The organism is Bryobacter aggregatus MPL3 (assembly GCF_000702445.1).
GTDB lineage: Bacteria > Acidobacteriota > Terriglobia > Bryobacterales > Bryobacteraceae > Bryobacter > Bryobacter aggregatus.
In genome coordinates this window covers 1,016,043-1,034,139 of the sequence record NZ_JNIF01000003.1, presented here as the reverse complement: position 1 = coordinate 1,034,139, position 18,097 = coordinate 1,016,043, and the positions used below count along the sequence as shown (strand labels likewise).

16 protein-coding genes and 2 tRNA genes are annotated in these 18,097 nt (G+C 58.5%); 8 read left to right on the top strand and 10 right to left on the bottom strand.

The window, feature by feature from the left end:
- Position 1: 1 nt before the first annotated feature.
- Together M017_RS0105130 and M017_RS0105125 are read right to left on the bottom strand one after the other, a co-directional pair.
- Positions 2–1,072: a glycosyltransferase family 4 protein gene (locus M017_RS0105130; protein WP_031496315.1), complete on the bottom strand. Its 1,071-nt coding sequence runs from the start codon at positions 1,070–1,072 to the stop codon at positions 2–4.
- Between the two features lie 24 nt (positions 1,073–1,096).
- A tRNA-Val gene (locus M017_RS0105125) sits at positions 1,097–1,173 on the bottom strand.
- A 61-nt stretch (positions 1,174–1,234) separates the two neighbouring features.
- Here M017_RS0105125 and M017_RS0105120 point away from each other — a divergent pair.
- Entirely contained in the window at positions 1,235–2,422 is a 1,188-nt protein-coding gene (locus M017_RS0105120; RefSeq protein ID WP_031496314.1) for a hypothetical protein, read from the top strand.
- On the opposite strand, the gene M017_RS0105115 is transcribed toward M017_RS0105120, so the two are convergent.
- On the bottom strand, positions 2,419–3,306 hold the full coding sequence (locus tag M017_RS0105115; protein ID WP_031496313.1) for a CPBP family intramembrane glutamic endopeptidase: 888 nt from the start codon (positions 3,304–3,306) through the stop codon (positions 2,419–2,421). The two genes, M017_RS0105120 and M017_RS0105115, sit on opposite strands and share 4 nt — an antisense overlap.
- Positions 3,303–4,226, bottom strand: a complete 924-nt coding sequence (locus tag M017_RS0105110; protein ID WP_031496311.1) for a CPBP family intramembrane glutamic endopeptidase — start codon at positions 4,224–4,226, stop codon at positions 3,303–3,305. Before M017_RS0105110 ends, M017_RS0105115 begins: the two co-directional genes overlap by 4 nt.
- Positions 4,227–4,268: 42 nt before the next feature.
- Between M017_RS0105110 and M017_RS0105105 the strand changes: the two genes are divergently transcribed.
- Together M017_RS0105105 and M017_RS0105100 are read left to right on the top strand one after the other, a co-directional pair.
- Complete coding sequence (locus M017_RS0105105; protein ID WP_031496309.1) at positions 4,269–5,357, top strand: DUF2157 domain-containing protein; 1,089 nt, start codon at positions 4,269–4,271, stop codon at positions 5,355–5,357.
- The gene (locus M017_RS0105100) at positions 5,354–5,845 is read left to right on the top strand and encodes a GDYXXLXY domain-containing protein (protein ID WP_031496308.1); all 492 of its coding nucleotides are present in this window, start codon (positions 5,354–5,356) and stop codon (positions 5,843–5,845) included. The genes M017_RS0105105 and M017_RS0105100 overlap by 4 nt, the downstream gene beginning before the upstream one ends.
- On the opposite strand, the gene opgC is transcribed toward M017_RS0105100, so the two are convergent.
- The gene (gene opgC / locus M017_RS0105095; protein ID WP_031496306.1) at positions 5,788–6,954 is read right to left on the bottom strand and encodes an OpgC domain-containing protein; all 1,167 of its coding nucleotides are present in this window, start codon (positions 6,952–6,954) and stop codon (positions 5,788–5,790) included. The two genes, M017_RS0105100 and opgC, sit on opposite strands and share 58 nt — an antisense overlap.
- A gap of 158 nt (positions 6,955–7,112) precedes the next feature.
- On the opposite strand from opgC, the gene M017_RS0105090 reads away from it, so the two are divergent.
- A complete protein-coding gene (locus tag M017_RS0105090; RefSeq protein WP_031496304.1) occupies positions 7,113–7,868 on the top strand; it encodes an SDR family NAD(P)-dependent oxidoreductase in 756 nt (251 codons plus the stop codon).
- 3 nt (positions 7,869–7,871) lie between these two features.
- Here the strand turns inward: M017_RS0105090 and M017_RS27415 are convergent, their stop codons facing one another.
- Positions 7,872–8,525, bottom strand: a complete 654-nt coding sequence (locus M017_RS27415; protein ID WP_051669528.1) for a class I SAM-dependent methyltransferase — start codon at positions 8,523–8,525, stop codon at positions 7,872–7,874.
- A 7-nt stretch (positions 8,526–8,532) separates the two neighbouring features.
- Positions 8,533–9,717 carry a 6-phosphofructokinase gene (locus M017_RS0105080; RefSeq protein WP_031496301.1) on the bottom strand — a complete coding sequence of 395 codons (1,185 nt, stop codon included), beginning with the start codon at positions 9,715–9,717 and terminating at the stop codon, positions 8,533–8,535.
- 135 nt (positions 9,718–9,852) lie between these two features.
- Between M017_RS0105080 and secG the strand changes: the two genes are divergently transcribed.
- A complete protein-coding gene (gene secG / locus M017_RS0105075) occupies positions 9,853–10,353 on the top strand; it encodes a preprotein translocase subunit SecG (protein ID WP_080507977.1) in 501 nt (166 codons plus the stop codon).
- Positions 10,354–10,417: 64 nt separating this feature from the next.
- Positions 10,418–10,502: transfer RNA gene (locus M017_RS0105070), tRNA-Leu, on the top strand.
- A 56-nt stretch (positions 10,503–10,558) separates the two neighbouring features.
- Here M017_RS0105070 and M017_RS0105065 read toward each other — a convergent pair.
- Together M017_RS0105065 and M017_RS0105060 are read right to left on the bottom strand one after the other, a co-directional pair.
- On the bottom strand, positions 10,559–11,905 hold the full coding sequence (locus tag M017_RS0105065) for a GHMP family kinase ATP-binding protein (protein ID WP_155121246.1): 1,347 nt from the start codon (positions 11,903–11,905) through the stop codon (positions 10,559–10,561).
- Positions 11,906–11,938: 33 nt separating this feature from the next.
- Complete coding sequence (locus M017_RS0105060; RefSeq protein WP_031496296.1) at positions 11,939–12,700, bottom strand: DeoR/GlpR family DNA-binding transcription regulator; 762 nt, start codon at positions 12,698–12,700, stop codon at positions 11,939–11,941.
- A 159-nt stretch (positions 12,701–12,859) separates the two neighbouring features.
- On the opposite strand from M017_RS0105060, the gene M017_RS0105055 reads away from it, so the two are divergent.
- Positions 12,860–16,093, top strand: a complete 3,234-nt coding sequence (locus M017_RS0105055) for a TonB-dependent receptor (RefSeq protein ID WP_051669526.1) — start codon at positions 12,860–12,862, stop codon at positions 16,091–16,093.
- Positions 16,094–16,164: 71 nt separating this feature from the next.
- On the top strand, positions 16,165–16,854 hold the full coding sequence (locus M017_RS0105050; RefSeq protein ID WP_238325816.1) for a glycerophosphodiester phosphodiesterase: 690 nt from the start codon (positions 16,165–16,167) through the stop codon (positions 16,852–16,854).
- 4 nt (positions 16,855–16,858) lie between these two features.
- Here M017_RS0105050 and M017_RS0105045 read toward each other — a convergent pair whose 3' ends face one another.
- The gene (locus tag M017_RS0105045) at positions 16,859–18,094 is read right to left on the bottom strand and encodes an FAD-dependent oxidoreductase (RefSeq protein ID WP_031496291.1); all 1,236 of its coding nucleotides are present in this window, start codon (positions 18,092–18,094) and stop codon (positions 16,859–16,861) included.
- Positions 18,095–18,097 lie beyond the last annotated feature (3 nt).

Sequence of the window (18,097 nt, the reverse complement as noted above, 5' to 3'; positions counted from 1 at the left end):
ATCAGACCAGACTGCGATAGAGCGCGGCCATGCGCTCGGCGCGCGCCATTGGAGAGAAGTGCTCAACCACCCGGGCCCGGGCCTGCGCGGCCAGTTGCGCGGCCAGTGGCGGGTCGGCAATCAGCCGCTCGATTGCCGCGGTAAGTCTTGCTGGTTGGGCTGGGGGGACGAGCAAGGCGTGAACCCCATCGGTTACGGTGTCGGGGATCCCGCCCGCGGTGGTGGCCACAATCGGAATGGCCGCGGCCATCGCTTCGATAAGAATATTCGGAGATCCTTCGCTGTGCGAGGGCAACACAAAGAGATCGGCTTCTCGAAAGCAGGGACGTACGTCCTCAATTTGTCCGATCAACTGGACATCGGCCTGCCGAGAGGCGGCCAAGGAGAGGAGGGCTTCGCGCTCCGGACCCTCCCCGGCGATGGTGAGCTTGCAGCCAGCGGGCAGGGCGGCAATGAGATCGGCGTGCGCCTTCTCCCGGGAGAGGCGTCCGATGGAGACCAAGTGGGGCTTTGCTGGCATCGGACGGCGCAGCGCAGGGGGAAACCAATTCGGATCGATCGCATTGGGGATGATCTCAATGCGATCGGCAGGAATCCCCACCCCGAGGAGTTCGGCCCGGAAGGCCGGCGTGACGGTAATGGCCATGCGGCACTTGCCAATTCCCCAGGCGCCAAGATGGTTGTAGATCTGTGCCTTCCGGGTTGGCTTGGTGTAACCGTGATGGTAAGCCAGCCAGGGGCGCTCCCGCCACAAGCCGGAAAGCCGGTAGAGGAAGTGACTCTTGATGCTATGGGTCTGGACCAGGGCGGGCCGGCGTTCTCTGACCCACTGCTGCAGCCGGCGAATGGTCCGCCAATCATAGGGCCCGTTCTCGAGGATCAGTTCGACCGGAATCGATGCGGCTCGGCAGGCGCGGAGGAAGGGGTCGTCGCTCGGGTCTCCCGGCCGCCGGAAGGTAAAAAAGGTGAAGTGAATCGGGTTGGGAAAGTCGCGTGCGATGGCAGCGAACTGGATGAGATTCTTTGCGGGTCCGGTGACGGAGTTCGCTTCGATGACGGCGAAGACTTGCAAAGGGATTCCGGAAGAGAGATGGAATGGTGGGCGCGCAGGGACTCGAACCCCGGACCCCCTCGGTGTAAACGAGGTGCTCTAACCAACTGAGCTACGCGCCCGAACAGAAATACCAGAGATTAGTTTAGCATCGGTGCATGGCGTAGGATGAGAAGTACGGGGATGTTGCAGAAATCAGGTCGTTTCTTGTGTGTTGTTGGAGCGGTTGGGATAGTCCTGCTGCTGCCATCCTGTTCGACAAAAGAGGTGCGGGCGGGGGGCTATCAGGATGTGGAATTGGGGCAAGTCCGTCTTCGACTGCCGGATCAGTTCCAGCGGATCCAGAATCCGGCGCCGGGTGAGCGGCCTCCCACGCAGTCTCCGTTTCTTGGGGATGTGGCGGGTGTTGCCCTCGATCAGAATTTTTGGGCCGTGACGCATGCCTTTGCCTTTCGAGAACAAAAGAATGCTTTAGGAGAAGTCTCGGCGCCCGCCTTCCTCGTGGTCAGCCGGGTGGCGGACGCGCAGAGTCTCTCGCATGCGCAGTTGCAGTATGAGAGTGCGGCACGCTTCTCGCCTTTGCCTCGCTGGCGGACGAGCCATCGGCTCAGTTGGCAGCAACAGCGCGTGTCTCCTGCGCTCAGCTTCTCGACGGCAGAACTGGAATCCGGCAAGCCGGGCTCCACCGTGTATGCGATGAGTGATCGGGAGAATCTTCTGGAGGCCATCTTGATCGGAGAGAACACCGTTCTGTCTCCGGCTGTGGCGCGGGAGGTGCTGACCGATCTGCGTGGGAACTACCGCGTGGTGGAACCGCTCGAATCATATTTCCACCAGAACACGAAGGAAGCCCAGCGCTTGGCCGACGTGCGCCGCAAGAACTATCTGGCTCTGCTCCAGACCCTGCAAAAAGAAGAGCTGGACTATTCTCCGACGCCTCGCGTGGTTGTTTTCAATGCCAGCCTGGCGGGTCAGTTCTGGTGGCCGATGTTTGATCGCAGCGGTGTTCCGGCCCAGTTTGCCATTGCGGCAAAACTAGGAGAAGTCCGGGAGCATCAAACCACGGTTTGGCAAAAGCTGACAGAGCAGTTTCTCGGGATGCAGGTGGTCGGTGTCTCCGGAGAACTCGGAAAGCCATGGCAATGGGCGAATCTATCCGGGAAGGCTGTGCCCGGCTCTCGCATGGAGAGTCTGTTGCAGGATACAGGCTGGCTCGGATCGGCAATTGGCGGTAGCCAGCAGGCGTTTGCGACGCTGGAATTCCCCTTCTCGAGCCCCGTGCCCAACGTGTCATTGTGGCTCGATGCGGTGGAAGGGCTTGCGCGCCGTGCGGAGAGCGATGGACTGGTTGCGCCCGCGTCGTCTCGCTAGAGCGAGCGGGAGAAGACGATCGTCCAGACTGTGTTCACCAGCGAGTGCGTCACCATCGCTGCCCGGAGCGAATGGCCGCGCTCAAAGGCGAGTCCATAAAAGACCGCAGCTAGTGCCGAGAAGGCCGCGAAGCGCCAGTTCGGGTAGTTGCGAAACGAGAGGTGGACGAGGCCAAAGCAAAGACTGGCAATCAGGATGCCGGGCCAGCGGCCGAGTTCTTTAATGAGGACGCTTTGTAGCACGCCGCGCACAAGAAATTCCTCTCCCCAGGTGACGAATAGCATCATACCGAGGAAGGTCCCGAGAGTCAGAAAGGGGATTGCCCAGAGATCCACTTTCGGGAACTGGACGCGAAAGATATGGAAGTAGAGTCCGACCGGCAAGATGATTGCCAGGAAGTAGACGAAGTAGCGGGTCCCCACAAACCATTCCTGCCGGTTGGGCAGAAAGCCGATGCCAGGTACGGAGAAGCGGCGGGGAAAGAGAAACACCCAGATGCCCACGCGCACCCACAGCAGCTTGTTCAGCGAGTCGAGTTTTGCAGTTCCGGCGGGGGAAGGGAACAGCGGCTTGAACCAAGGCAAGAGGATGAACGAACTGAGCAAGACCAGCAGGAGAATGTCTGCGGCGGGCCGCTTGGGGAGAATGAGAAACCAGACACAGGTGATGCCGAGTGCGCCCGCAAACAACGTGAATTCCTCAGGGTGCGAACCCTGTAACTGATTCAGCAGAAATACAGGCGCAAAGCCGCTGAGCCAGATCAGTGGCGCCTGGAGATAAGGCGAAAGCTTCCCAAAGCGAGACCGGAAACCGGTGGAACTGGGAAGAAAGTAAAAGAGTGCTTCCAACAAGATTGCGGGAAGCAGGATCCAGGCAATATTCATTCGGACTCGTCCGCCAGGATGCTTGGGGTGTCGAGAAGTTGGCGATGGTAGATCAAGACTTCAATCAGAATCAACAGGCTCAGGATGATCGTGCAGAGCAGGCCGCCTTCCGGCCCATAACGACCGCCGGTCCAGATGGGGTCGATGGTCCAGTTCAGGGTGAAGGGGACGATGGGCATCGCGAGTCCGCTGAGATTGAGGCCAAAGAGGATGGTCGCGAGATTCCAGCCGAAATGGGCGCCAATGGCTGCCCACATGCTGCGCCGGATGACGAGCAGCAAACCCAGTGCGCAACCGGCCAGAAAGGTATTGGCGATGGTGAATTCATTCGCGCCCGGATTGGCCCAGTGGAGTGCGGCAAAGGCGCCACTGGTAAGGATCAGCGCACCGAGAAGGTGGAGCGGCTCGACAAGCGTCTGGAAGGGATACCCACGCATGATGAGTTCTTCTTCCATGGCGGAGATCAAGAGCAGGATGAGGAATATGGTCAGTGAGCCAGGACCAGCAATCTTTGCTTCACTGGGAGTGAATTGTCCGGCGCCGCTCCAGAGCAGTGGAAGCACGGTCAGTGAAAGTACAAACGCGCCTCCCAAAGTCCAGATCGCCAGTTCGCGCAAGTTGGCTAGATCGAGCGAGAGACCGAGATCCGAAAGACGCAACTTGTGCGCGTAATGCAAGAGGAGCCAGGAAACCAGCAAGGCCATGATCAGGCCCGGGATGCCTTGCACCATGTTTTCGCCCAAGCGGCGGGGCATCGGAAGATAAGGTAGAAGCGGCTCGAAGGCGAAGGTGAGAAGGATGGTGCTGGTGCCCATGGACAGCAGGGCGCCAAAGCTCCGCATGATTGCTGCTACGGCCAGAAGACTACGAATAAACCAACCCTCGGGGAGGGCCGGTTGTTGCGGATGGTCATAGAGCACTTTTCACAAACCTAGCACAGCGCTATTCTTCAAAGGATATAGATGACAAAAGAAGCCGAGCAGTACCTCTCGCGTTGGCTTGCTGCTGGATTCGTCAATCCGTTAGCGGCTGAGAAGATTCGGGAATGGGAGACGCAGCAGTCCCCTGTGGGACGATTCCGTTGGGGGGCGGCGATCAGTTGGGGATTGGGCGCTCTGCTGATTGGGACGGGTGTGATCTCCTTTGTCGCCGCGAACTGGGATCAGATGTCGTCCTTCGTCAAGATGCTGCTCATTGTCGCGCTGACGATGGGCTTCCATTTTGCGGCAGGTCTTGCCGAAAAGACACCTGCCTTGCGGATGGCGCTGCATGGAGTGGGCACCGCCTGTCTGGGCGCAGGCATTGCGCTGGCCGGTCAGGTATTCCAGTTGGACGGGAAATGGAATGGCTGGATGTTGTTGTGGGCTGCCGGAGCCGCAGTAGGCTATTGGCTGATTCGCGATGGGTTTCAGTTGACGATTGTGGCGCTGCTGGTGCCGCTCTGGATCACCTCGGAGTGGTATGTTCGCCGCCCTCCGGGGAATCATTATCTTCCGGAGCTGTGCTTCTGGCTCGGATTGAGCGTGTTGTATCTGTTGAGCCGCTACCGGCCGCTGATCTGGCTCGGGAGCTTCGGGCTGATGGCCGCAACCATCATCGTCATGGCGTGCAGCGAACCGTCGGTTGGTCTGCTCCAGCAAACTCCCTTGCCTGCGTATTGGGCTGATCTGGGGGCGATCGGGCTGCTTGCCTTGCTGGGCTGGAAGATCTTTGACGGCTTCAACATCAAGGGTTTCACGGCGATTGCCGCGGTAGCGCTGGTGAGTTTTGGTGCTGCCGAAGTGGGCGGCTGGATGATGTACCTGACGCTTGCGATTGCCTTCGGGGCCTTGATTTCGTGGGGTGTCGCGGAGCATCGCGTGGAACTGGTCAACAACGGCATGATTGGTTTTGCGATGACGGTGTTCGGGTTCTATACAGCTCATGCACTGTCTCTCTTGGGAGGCGCCGCCGGCCTGATCCTGTTGGGGATTCTGTTGACTGGGGGCGGTTTTCTGCTGGAGAAAGTCCGGCGGCGTCTGGTGGTGGAAGCGATCCGGGGGCAGCAATGAGAAAGAGTTTTCTGGTGGGCCTGATCCAGGCAGGCATCGTACTTTCTGTTTGGGTTAACTATGCCTGGCAGCAGCGGACTCTGCCGCGAGCCTGGGTGAGGACTGCGCCCTACGATCCCTATGACCTGATGCGTGGCCGCTATGTGTCCTTGACGCTGACGCCCGAAGCCGATGAGGCGACGCGAGCCGTGCAGAACGCTGACCCTCAGGGCGAGCTCTTTGTCGAAGGAGGGCGTCTGCACATCCGAACGGCGGATTGCTGCGTTCGGTTCACGCCGCGAGGCGCCCGCACGCTCAATGGGTTCGTTCGCATCATTGAGCCTGTGCGCTTCCACATCCCCGAAAATATTCCCGATCCGAGCCGCCAGCAAGACGGCGACGAACTGTGGGCGGAAGTGGTCGTTCCGAAAGCAGGGGCGCCTCGCCCCACTCAGCTTGCGGTGAAGAAAAAGGATGGAAGCTGGGTTCCATTGCGCTTGGAACGCTGATGCAGTGGAAACCAGTAATTCACGGTGAGTGAGAAGGGGAATACGAGGCACACGGCGGCGAAGCAAACGACAATCGCCTGGCTTTGTGTCGAGAATTGACCGAGATTCGGGAACATCGATAAAAACAGATAGAAGAGCAGGATGTGCCAGGCAAAAACGAGAAGCGAGTTCTGCCCCATCGCGACAAAAACCCGGCCCTGCTTTGCTAAGCGCTGGAGTGGCTCAGGCACCAGCCACAGGAAGCTAACCCAAAGCAGCAGGTTCGCGATCACCAGCGGGCCTACTTTTGTTTTGTCCACCCACCAGGCTGGGATGGTTGCCGCGAGCCCCTGGATGGAGAAGAAGCTCGCATGCCGCAGCAGAAAGCAAGCAATCAGGCATCCGAACAGAATGAGATTCAGCCGTTTGGGATGCTCTGGCCGGCGGAATGGATGGGTCGCCTGCCGGAAGCCCACGTACAGCGCAATGACAAATAGAAACTGCCAGGACGCCAGATCGAAGATTCCGGTAAAGGGCGGGAGCAGGAGCGAATAGCCAAACTGTGCATAAGCCCATACCGTAAAGCTGGTGCCTAAGGCGATAACCGACCAGCCGGTATGAAAGAGACGCAGGAGAAGAGGCGCGAGAAAGATCAGAAAGACGTACATCGACAGGATGTCCAGCAGGGGGGCACTGGGTATAAGCAGGGCGTCTGCCAACAGGGCGTGAAACGGTTGGGCGGCCACCAGCCTTCCGTCGCTTCCCAGGCCGGACACAATCTCAGGGGACGCAACCGTCAATAAAACCGTAGTTGCGGATACTGCCACGTGTACGAGATAGATCAGCGCTGCACGGTGCCATAGTTTCCTGAAGAGCTGAAAGCTGCTGGGGCTGGAGAGATAACGGGAATAGACGTTGCCCGTTATATATCCCGAAAGGTAAACAAAGACGGTGGCGGAGCAGAAGAAACCGACCGGGCGGTAGGTGTAGTTTGTCAGCCAGCGGTCTGCCAGGTGATTCACCATCATCAACAGCAGGCAGAATCCACGAACAAAATCGATCGTGAGATCGCGGGTTGCCCCGGTTCGAGGAATGGGGTTACCCCCGTCTAGCTCCACCTGTGCATGCATCGTGTGTACAAGTGTGATCGGCTCTGTCGCAGATCGGACGCATAGGGGAAACGCCTGAATCTACTTCCAGGGGAGGCTCAGCGAATGAGATGAGGCTTTCGCTTCCGTATCGGAACAGATGGCAGATAATCAATGAGGACTAAGAACCAACTGATCTTATGGAAGCAAATACCCCTTTTCGTTTAGACGGAAAAGTCGCGTTGATTACCGGCGGTGCAAGTGGCATTGGAGAATGCACCTCCCGCGCTTTTGCCAAGGCGGGCGCGATTGTGATTGTGGCAGACATCGACACCAAGAAAGCAGAAGCCCTTTCGGCTCAATTACCTGGGAGCCGGGCGATGCAATGCGACATCACGAGCGAGCAATCGGTCAAGCACCTGTTCCAGCAGATTCCGCGTCTGGACATTTTGATTAACAATGCCGGCATCGGGCTGGTGGGCGGTGTGACGGAGACCGAAGTTTCCGACTTTGAAAAGATTTTCAAAGTGAACGTGACGGGAATGTTTCTGGTCACCAAGCACGCTGTGCCGCTCCTGGTGGAAAGCCACGGATCGATGGTGAATATCGGCAGTGTCGCCGGGTTGATCGGCGTGAAGAAGCGCTTCGGCTATTGCGCCAGTAAGGGCGCGGTGGTGGCGATGACGCGGCAACTTGCGGTGGATTACCCGACGGAATTCCGTGCGAATTGCATTTGCCCCGGCACCGTGGACACGCCCTTTGTTGAGGGCTATCTCGAGAAGTATCACAAGCATGAGAAGGACAAGGTGCGCGGCGAATTGAATCAGCGCCAGCCGATTGGGCGTCTGGGCAAGCCGGATGAAATCGCGCACATGGCGTTGTACCTGTCGTCGCAGGAGGCATCCTTTGTGACGGGTAGTGTGATCACGATCGACGGCGGTTGGACCGCAGCCTAAGCTTTAACGGATCGCTTTCCAGGCAACAAAGAGGCCATCTGGCGGGACATCTTCCCAGTAGGAGATGAATTCGCTGGAGGCCTCTTTGCAATGGCGGCGCAGGAGTTGTTCGAGTTCAGCGGGGCGAAACCAGCGTTCCCAATGGGGGGTGTCAAAGCGGCCCCAGTGGTCGGCATTCTTGTCGATGATGACGAGCTTGCCGCCCGGCTTCAGCACCCGGCACAACTCGGCGATGGCGCTCTCGATGTCGACAGCATGTTCGAGACTTTCGGTGGCGTAAACACAGTCGAAGCTGGCGTCGCGAAAGGGGTATTGGGTGAGGGTGCCGCAGCAGGGCAAGAGCGGCGGGCCGGCATGGCGCAGCATGGCAAGCGCGAGGTCGAGCGAAACGATCTTGGCCTGCGGGTTCTGCTCGTGGAGGACTCGGCCAAAGCGGCCTTTGCCGCAACCGGCATCGAGAACCCGTTTGCCATTGAGATCGCCAAAATAGCGGGCAATCAATTGGACATGGTAAATACGCGGATCGATGGTGGAGGGGAAGTGTTCCTCATCGCTCGCCGCGTCTTCAAAGCTACGGCGGATTTCCGCTAAATCAACAACGGGGGCAGACTTGGCAGTCTGCCCCCGTTTGAGAAGTTCTTGGAACCAGGAGAACAAATTTTTCCTAGGCGTGAGTCAAGAAAATCGGAAGACCCAACTTGTTGGCGTAGTTCGGGCGATAGCGTTCGGTGTTGTACATCAGGTCGAGTTCCACCTTGCGCGGCCCGAGCTTCGGATCGGGGATGGGACTCATTGCGTAGGAACCGTTGACGATAGAGGTCATCAGGCCGCTCTTGCCTTCGATGATGGTGTCGAGCGCCATGTTGCCGAAGGTGGTGGCGACAAGCTTGTCGACAAAGTCCGGAGCGCCGGAGCGGAGATCGTAAGTGAGGTCGCTGACGATCGTTTCTTCCTTGGTGCGCTTCTTGATTTCGTCGGCAAAGATCTCACCGACATTCAACTTCTTGCGATGGCCGTAGGCATCGGCTTCGCCGTACTCGACCACCTGGTAGCCGGCCCACTGTGCGCCTTCTGAGAGCAGCACGAGTGAGTAGTTGCTGGGGTTCTTGCGCTTGTCGTCCATCAGCAACTGGACCATCTTTTCGAGGTCGAATTTGTACTCAGGGATGCCGCAGCGGACGCTGGTGACATAGGCGGTGTAGAGCGCTGTGTAGCCAGCATCGCGTCCGAAGATGCGGAACACACCGATACGCTCGTGGGAGCCGACCGTGGTGCGCTGGCGCTGGATGGCATCCATCGCGCGGCTGATGGCGGTGGAGAAGCCGATGCAATATTCCGTATTGCGAACGTCGTTGTCCATCGTTTTGGGGATGGCCACCACTTTGAAGCCGAGCTTGTCGAGACGCGCTGCATAGCTGAGCGTGTCATCGCCACCGATGGCGACGAGATAATCAAGGCCGAGTGCTTCGAGATTCTTGAGCACTTGCGGACTCATGTCGTATACCGTGTTGGTGACGCCATCCTTGGTGACCGTATCGGAGGGGAAGGTGCTGCCCGCCAGGAACTCGGGAACCTTCTTCATCTTGGCGGGATTCGTGCGGCTCGAATGCAGGAAGGTGCCACCGGTGCGGTCGATCGTACGTGTGTTTTCGCGCGAAAGGTCAATAACGTAGCGGCTGCGGCTCATCGGATCGTCGAGGTTGAGATGGGTGAGCCCTTCCCAACCGCGACGGATGCCAACTACTTCCGCGCCCAATTCATAACCGCGATAGGTCACGCTTTTAATGACAGAGTTCAGACCGGGGACATCTCCACCGCCGGTGAGGATGCCAATACGCCGTTTGCTCATGGATACTCCTAATTCAGGATTGAAGGATTGAAACCACTATTGTAATGGGCGAAGCGGGTGAATCGGGCCTTGGGCCGCGATTTTGTCGTATACTCGGGGAGGTGCCGCTCGCGCATTTCGCAGGCGGATTTTTTTATGATTGTCATCCTTGTAACCATCGTTCATGTTCTGGTTTGCCTGATTCTGATTGGCGTTGTGCTGCTGCAAAGCGGCAAGGCGGCCGATCTTGCGGGAGCTTTTGGCGGTATGGGCTCACAGACAACTTTTGGCCCGCGCAGCGCGGCTACAGTGTTGTCCCGAGTGACCACGACTGCAGCTGCTCTGTTCATGGTGACCAGCCTGACTCTGGCCGTTCTGGCGACTCGTGGTGGTGCGGCCGGTGGCGGAAGCGGTACGGTCTTTGACCGCACCAATGTTCCGGCGCCCGCTCCCCAGGTAGAGCAGAAGGCTCCGTCGCAGACACCTGCTGTTGAGATGGTGGACGAACAGGGCCGCGTGGTATCGAAGCAGGAAGTGGAATTGCCGAAGGACGCAGAGAAGAAGGCCGCCAAGGGTGAGCCGGTTCCTGTGAAGCTGGGCAAGAAGATTCCGGTCGATGCGAACGGCAACGAAATCAAAACGGAACCAAAGAAATAAACTACTTTTTCTGAGAAGATGGTCGAACCTCAGGCCGTCGTAGTAAACTCAGAATTGTCACCTTGCGGAGATGGCGGAATTGGCAGACGCACTAGCTTGAGGTGCTAGCGAGTAACATCGTGCAGGTTCAAGTCCTGTTCTCCGCACCAAAATTTAAAAGCGAATCAAGAGACCGGACGAAAGTCCGGTCTCTTCGCATTTGAGGCTATGGCGCGAGACGCTGCACGCCGAATGCGTCCGCTCCCATCGAGCTTCCTTCAAAGACATAGGGCACATAACCGCGCAGGGCCGCGTATTGGTGGGCAATGCGATCGATGGCGGCGCGGGCGTCGCTTCGGCCCAGTACCACAACCGTTCCTCCTGCTCCTCCTCCACTCACCCTGGCCCCAAATAGTCCGGCCGCCTCTCCTGCTTTCTGTACAAGATCTACCAGTAGATCGGTGGCCTCATGGCCCAGTCCGCATTCCGTATAGGCAGCGTGCGACTGGTACATCAGATCTCCCATCTGCTCTGCGCCTATGCCTTGCTCGGCGAGTGTGACAAAGCGTTGCACCCGGGCATGGTCTTCCACCGAATAGCGTGTGCAGGCACGGACGCGGTAGCTCTGCCGCGGGTCCAGACGTGTGTAGGGATCAACGTGCACATGGGCCGTGGCTAGATACTCTGCTCCGGTCATCTGTTCAGGTAAATGCGCTTCAAAGCGGGAGTGGAATTCCGCGGGACTCAGATTGCTCAAATAGCCATGCCAGTAGGGATCTGTCCAGCGGGGCGCGGGGCGATGGGCTTCCAATGAGACCGGAATTCCCGCGCGATCGCAAATCAGTTTGTAGCCGAGAAAGGATGCGGCGCGTGCGGTTTCATAGGCGATGCCGGCCACGGTGCGGGCGACTCCGGAATCGATGCCCCAGCAGGCGAGCCCTGCGGGAAGGCGGACAGGAGGGCGGGGGAGCGCGGGCTGGCAGAGGATGGGGAGAACGGCATTTTCCTCGCCCAAGACAACGGCCATCTGGTCCATGACGCCACAAGCGGATTCGGCGATGACATTCTCCGTCCACTGGCAAGCTTCCGCCAGCTCCACACCGGCCAGTGCAATTGAATAGGCCGCAGCCGTGGCCTTCATCACTGCCACTTCCAGAGAAGCGGAAGAGCTGACGCCCTTGTTCAGTGGCACTTCAGAACGGATCTGGACCTCGGCGCCGCTCACGATCTGTTCCGGGTATCGCTTGGCAAGCAGGAAAAAGAGGCCGAGAATGTAGGCGGTCCATCGCGTACCCGGATCGCGATGGACCGCGGCGCGAACGCTTTCGATACTGGCCAGATCATCGAGATGGAATGTGGGCGAAGGGTTCCAGCCGAGCTGCTCGACCTGTGGGTTGAAGAAGTGGATCTGACGGTCTTGGCGCAGGCGCGCGGTGGCCCAAGTGGCTTCGCGGATGGTGGCTTGGAAGACGAGCCCGCCGGTATAGTCCACATTGCCGCCCATCAGGTCGAGTCTGCCTGGCGCACGTGCTAGATAGCGGTCGCCCGGAGAATCAGAGTGTCGAAAGCCCACACCTTGATTCTCCGCGAAGCCTGGGGGGAACGGTTACTCGGCGACCAGCACTCGAGTCTGCTTGGTCAGCTGTTCCAAGTGTTCGGGATGGATGCCATCGTCGGTGATGATCATGTCGCAATTGTCGGTGCGCGTGAAGTTGTAGAGGGCTTCGGTGCCAATCTTGCTGCTGTCGATCACCAGGATGCGTTGGATGCCTGCACGCAATAAGCTGCGCTGCGCATCGGGATCGAAGACCATGGCGCCTCGTTGCAAGGAAAGCGCGGCGGCACCGAAGAAGACCTTGTCGGCGCAGACGGTGGAAAGGCTCTCAGCAACCGCATGCCCGATGAGGTCCTGACTCCCCCGGCGATAGGTTCCTCCGGTGAGCTCGACGCGGACGGAATCGTTGCCTGCCAGCTCATCGATCACGGCCAGCGAGAAGGTGAGCACCACGATATTGCTTCTCGTGCGCAGATGGCGGGCGATGTACAGCGTGGTGGTGCCGGAGTCGAGCACGATCGATTCGTGTTCCTGGATCAGATTGGCCGCGGCTCGGCCGATTTTCTCCTTGGCCAAGGCCATCCGCTGCATGCGTTCGGTGAAGGTTTTCTCAAAGGTGACGGAACGGGTGGTGCGCGCGCCCCCGGGGATTCGGATCACCTCGCCGGTCTCCATTAACTTCTGAAGGTCGCGCCGCACGGTCATCTCCGAGACGCCAAAGTGTCTTGCGATCTCCTCGAAGGAGGCAGAGGTGCGTTGCCGCAGTAGCTGCAGGATGTCTTCCTGGCGATTGGGCGTAAGAGCGGAGTCCATGTCTACTTGTTAAAACATAACATTGATTCACGAAAAATTAACAGGTGGCTGGCTATCCTTTTGATACACACTCTGCAAGAATCCTGTTTGTGACGTTGTTCGCAATCGCGCCTCCTTGTTGCTTGTGTGAAATATTAACACGCAATCAAAGGTTTGTTCATGTTTGCCAAACTCATTCCTCTCTCGCTCTTAGTGTTGCCGCTATGGGCGCAAACTTTTACCGGTGCGATCGGAGGGCGCGTCACCGATGATGCTGCGGCCGCGGTCCCGAACGCCAGGATCACGATTACGGAAATCGCGACCAACGCCATCTGGAAAACGGAAAGCAACTCGACCGGTGACTACCTCGTGTCGTTTCTGAAGCCGGGCGAATACAACGTCGTCATCTCCGTACAGGGGTTCAAAGAGCACCGCAGCACCAATGTGCCCGTGCAATTGAATCAACAGGTGCGAATCAATGCACAGCTTCAGATTGGCGAGGTCTCGGAGAAAGTAGAAGTCTCCGCCTCCTCGGTGCAACTGGATTTCGTATCGCCAGAAATCGGACACGTGGTGGGAGAACAGCAATTGATGAACATCCCTCTGCTGGGCACCAACTCGCGGGGGCGCTCTCCGCTTCTGCTGGCAAAGATGGTGCCAGGGGTCACCTCGACCAGCGCCAACAACAGCAATATCAATAATTTCAGCTTCGGCGGCGGGCGTCCTGTTACGAATGAGATTCTTGTCGATGGCTTGCCCACAACGAATCCAAGCGACCAGACCTATACGCTGACACCCAGCCCTGACTCCGTGCAGGAATTTAAGGTGATTACCACGCCGTTCTCAGCGGAATGGGGACACACGGGTGGAGGTGTCATGTTGTTGACTTCCAAGACAGGCACAAACGAACTCCACGGCAGTGCGTTCAACTTCTTCCGCAATCGCGTGCTGAATGCCCGCAACTATTTTGCGCCGAACAATCTCCAGAAGTACGTCCAGAACAATCCTGGAGCCACCTTGAGCGGCCCTGTCCTGATTCCAAAGCTCTACAACGGCCGTGACAAAACTTTCTTCTTCACCGACTTCAACGTCACCTTATCCTCCACCGGGAACGTGTATAACGCCCAGGTGCCTACCGCTGCCGAACGCTCTGGCGACTTCTCCCAGACAATGGCTGGTGGCAAACCGATCGCAATTTACGACCCGCAAACCCGCGCGCCCTTTCCTGGCAACCGCATTCCTGCGAGCCGCATCGATCCGGTTGCTGCGGCGATCGTGAAGTACTACCCGAATCCGAACGGCTCCTTCGGCGGGAGCAATAACTATTCGGTGAACCCGCCGCAAGGGCGGCAGGTTTGGCAGACGCTGACTCGCGTCGATCACAACTTCAGCTCAAACGATAAAGGCTTCGTCCGCTTTGGCCGTTACAATCCCAACGGCGACGCGCAGCCGCGCCTGCTCAACAACGCAAATAATGATACGGCCAGCGGTTTTCGCGACACGCAGGTTGCTGTCAGTGAAACCCACGTCTTTGGCCCGCATGTCGTCAATGAACTGCGTGCTGGATTTGTTCAGGAAGTGAACTACACCTTTGCGAGCGGCGGTCCTGCCGGCGAACTCGGGCTGAAGGGCGTGCCGCTCACCAGCTTCCCGATTGTCAAAGTGGATTCGCTTGTGCAGCTGGGCTCCTCGCCGAGCAACAACGATCGCAACCGCAGTTGGGTCTTCTCAGAAGCACTGACTTTCCAGAATGGCCGTCACACCCTGAAGATGGGCGGCGATTACCGGCGGCAGATGTACAACTTCTACAATCCTGGAAAGATGTCCGGCACCTACAGCTTCGGCAACATCTTCACCTCCTCTCAGGGTGTGAGCAACAGCGGCTTCGGGTTGGCCGATCTCTTGATTGGCGCTCCGCAGTCGACACAGATCCAGATGGAAGACTACACCTACCGGCTGAACATCAACAGCGCTGGGATCTATCTGCAGGATGACTTCAAGCTCAGTTCACGCTTGACCTTGAACCTGGGCCTGCGCTGGGAATTCAACGGGCCCTACTCCGAGGCGAACAATCAGTTTGCGAGCTTCAATCCGAATCTGCAAAACCGGACCGTCGCCAAGCTGGGCGAAGTGGAGTTTGCGGGACGCAATGGAGCGCCGCGGCACTTTGTTCCGAACATCTACTACAACTTTCTGCCCCGCGTTGGTTTTGCCTGGAACTTCGCGCCGAAGACGGTCCTGCGCGGTGGCTACGGCGTCTACCGCTTGCCGAGCATCGGCTATGCGAGTGTCGGGCCGGTGTCGCAGTACTCGGTGCGGGCGACCTTTACTAGTCTCGATAACAACATCACCCCGCGTTACTATCTCAAGGACGGCGTGCCTGCCTACTCTTACAACGTGGACCCCAGCGGCTTGCCTTACATCCCGGCCAGCCTCACGGCGCCCACCTCTTCGGTCACCGCACTCGACTCCCGGAATCGTACTCCGTACAACCAGACCTGGCAGATGGGCATCCAGCGGGAGCTACCCGGCGGTTGGTTCCTCGAGACCGATTATGTTGCGACAAAGGGCACCAAGCTCCCGATCGCTCTGAACATGAACCAGTTGCGGTCGAACCAGTTCGGAGCAGGGAATCTGCAATCCCTGCGGCCCTTTCCGCAGTACTCCGGTGCGTCGATCCTGGCCAACGACGGCAACTCCTCCTATCATTCTCTGCAGGCAAAGCTGGAGCACCGTTGGAAGAACGGCCTGCTCGTATCGGCGGCCTATACCTTCAGCAAGCTGCTCAACGATGTCGATGGTCCTTCCCGCTCGAATGGCGTCGGCGTGCAGGACGTTTACAATCTCAAGGCCGAGCGTGGCGTCGGTGGCTACGACGTGCCGCAGCGCTTTGTGGTGAACTACGTGTACCAGTTGCCTTTTGGCCGCGGCGGAAAGTATCTCTCCTCCACTCCTGTGCTGAAGGATCTTGTGGGTGGCTGGCAGTTTGCGGGTCTCACAGAGCTTCAGGTTGGTCTGCCGATGTCGATTACTCAGAACAATACGCTCGGTGGCTTCACGGCAGTGCAACGTCCGAATCAGATTGCCGGAGCTTCTCTCGATCGCGGAGATCGCACACTGGACCGCTGGTTCAATACCGCTGCCTTCACGACGGCGCAGCCCTATCAACTCGGAAACGCCTCCCGCTTCCCCTTGCACGGACCCGGGATTAACAACACCGATCTCTCCCTGATGCGGAACTTCCACTTCCGGGAACGGGCGATGCTGCAGTTCCGGGGGGAGTTCTATAACGCCTTCAATCATCCAAACTTCCGGAACCCGGGCACCAACCTGTCCAGTCCGCAGACCTTTGGAAAGATCACAGGAGCACAGGATTCGCGAGTGACTGAATTCGCGCTTCGCCTCTTTTTCTAAATCTCATGACACGCACATTTCTACTTCTCTTACTTACATTCGGCTGCCTTTCGGCAGCCGAATCCATCGCCGTGATTTCCCATCGCGGAGAACATTTGCATCACCCGGAAAATACGATCGAAGCCTATCGGGCTGCTGTCGAGGCGGGCGCTGACTTCATCGAGGTGGACGTCCGCACAACAAAGGATGGCAAGTTGGTGATCGTCCATAATGCGACGGTCGATGCGCAGACCAACGGCAGCGGTGCGGTGAAAGACATGAGCTTTGACCAGATCCGCGCGCTGCGTGTGGGCGGCCAGGCGCAGGTGCCCACCTTTGATGAAGTGCTGGCCTTTGCCCGGGGCAAGGTTGGCGTTTATGTCGACAGTAAGGCCATTTCGGCGGCCGACGTCATCGCGGCGCTGGAGCGGCACGACATGCAGGATCACGTTGTGGTGTACGGAGGGCCTTCCTATTTGAAGGAGATCTCCACGCTGCGGCCGAAGATCAAAGTGATGCCGGAGTCGGTCAGTGCCGACGTCTGCAAGCGGATGATCGAAGAACTGCACCCGAAGGTGATCGCCTTTGGCGCTCGTGACTTCACAGACGAGATCATTGCCTTGGCAAAGGCAGCCGGCGCGGGCATTTATGTCGATCGTTTGGGTGCCGACGACCAAGCCATCTCCTGGCAGGATGCGATTGATCGAGGAGCTACCGGCATCCAGACCGACAAGCCTGCCGAACTGGTGGCCTATCTTCGTTCCAAAGGCCTGCACAAGTAAGCTTTTACTTGCGGCCTTCCATGATGCGGCGCTTCAGCTCGGTCGCCTTTGAGGCCAGCGAGAAGCGCGCTTCGATGGCGGGTTGTTCAAGACCGATGAGGCGGGCGGCGGTGTATTCTCCGACTGCCGGGCCATGCTTAAAGCCGTGGCCCGAACCACCGCCCGCAAACCAGATATTCTCATGCGCCGGATGACGATCGATGACGAAGTCGGCGTTGGCGGTGTTCTCATATTGGCAGACACGCGTCTCGACAAGCGGTGCCTGCGCTAAGGCTGGAAAGCGCCGGGTGACAAAGGCGCGGACTTCGGCGATTTCATCAGTCGTCACCTGGCGGATGCCGGTGTCCGGATCGAAGCTGGCGCCGAGCCAGCCGTAGGCGACTTTGAAGCCACGGTTCTCGAGATCGGGTAGGCCATACCAGGGCGAATCGCTCGACGAATCTCCCCAGGTGGGCATGAGCGGCGGCCGGAATCTGCGATCTCCGGCTGGAGTGCCGAAGAAGTAAATCACCTGCCGGGTCGGAAAGATGCGGTTGCCCAGTAGATCGGGAAGCACTTGCTGCAGCCACGGTCCACAAGCAAAAAGAAAAGCGTCTGCCGCAATTCTTTCGCCAGCAGCTGTGCGAATTTCTTTGATCGCGCCAGTGCCGGCAGGCGTTAGGATCTTGTCCTGACGATAGATGCCGCCATCCTTGAGAAACTGCGCGATCACCGCCTGCACCGCTTGCCGGGCCATGAGTGCGCCTGCATTTGGTTCGAAGAGGGCCACGGTATCGTCTTCTACCGCAATCTGCGGATAGCGACGGCGCAAGTCCCGGGCGGCGAGATTCTCAACGCTCACGCCAAACTCCTGCAAGGTGCGGGTGTGGTCGCCGAGCCGGTGGTCTCCCTGGCGTGTCATCCAAAGCACCCCGGTGCGGTGGAACAGGCTGGGACGCTCGATGCGGGTAAAGAACTCCGTCCAAAGTTTTAAGGAGCGGAGGACGGACTGGGTATAGAGCTTGTCCGTGCCGTAGCGGGCGCGGATGATGCGCGATTCCCCTCCCGAACTGGCCCGGCTATTGGACGGTCCGTATTGGTCGATCAAGGTCACTTCATGACCGAGGCGGCGCAGATGGTAGGCCGTCCAGGCGCCAAAGACGCCTGCGCCGACCACAGCAAATTTCTTTGCCTTTGCGTTCGATTGGGCCAGCGCAACGCTGCTCAGCAGCAGTTGCCGGCGGGCGATGGAGTCGTTCATGGT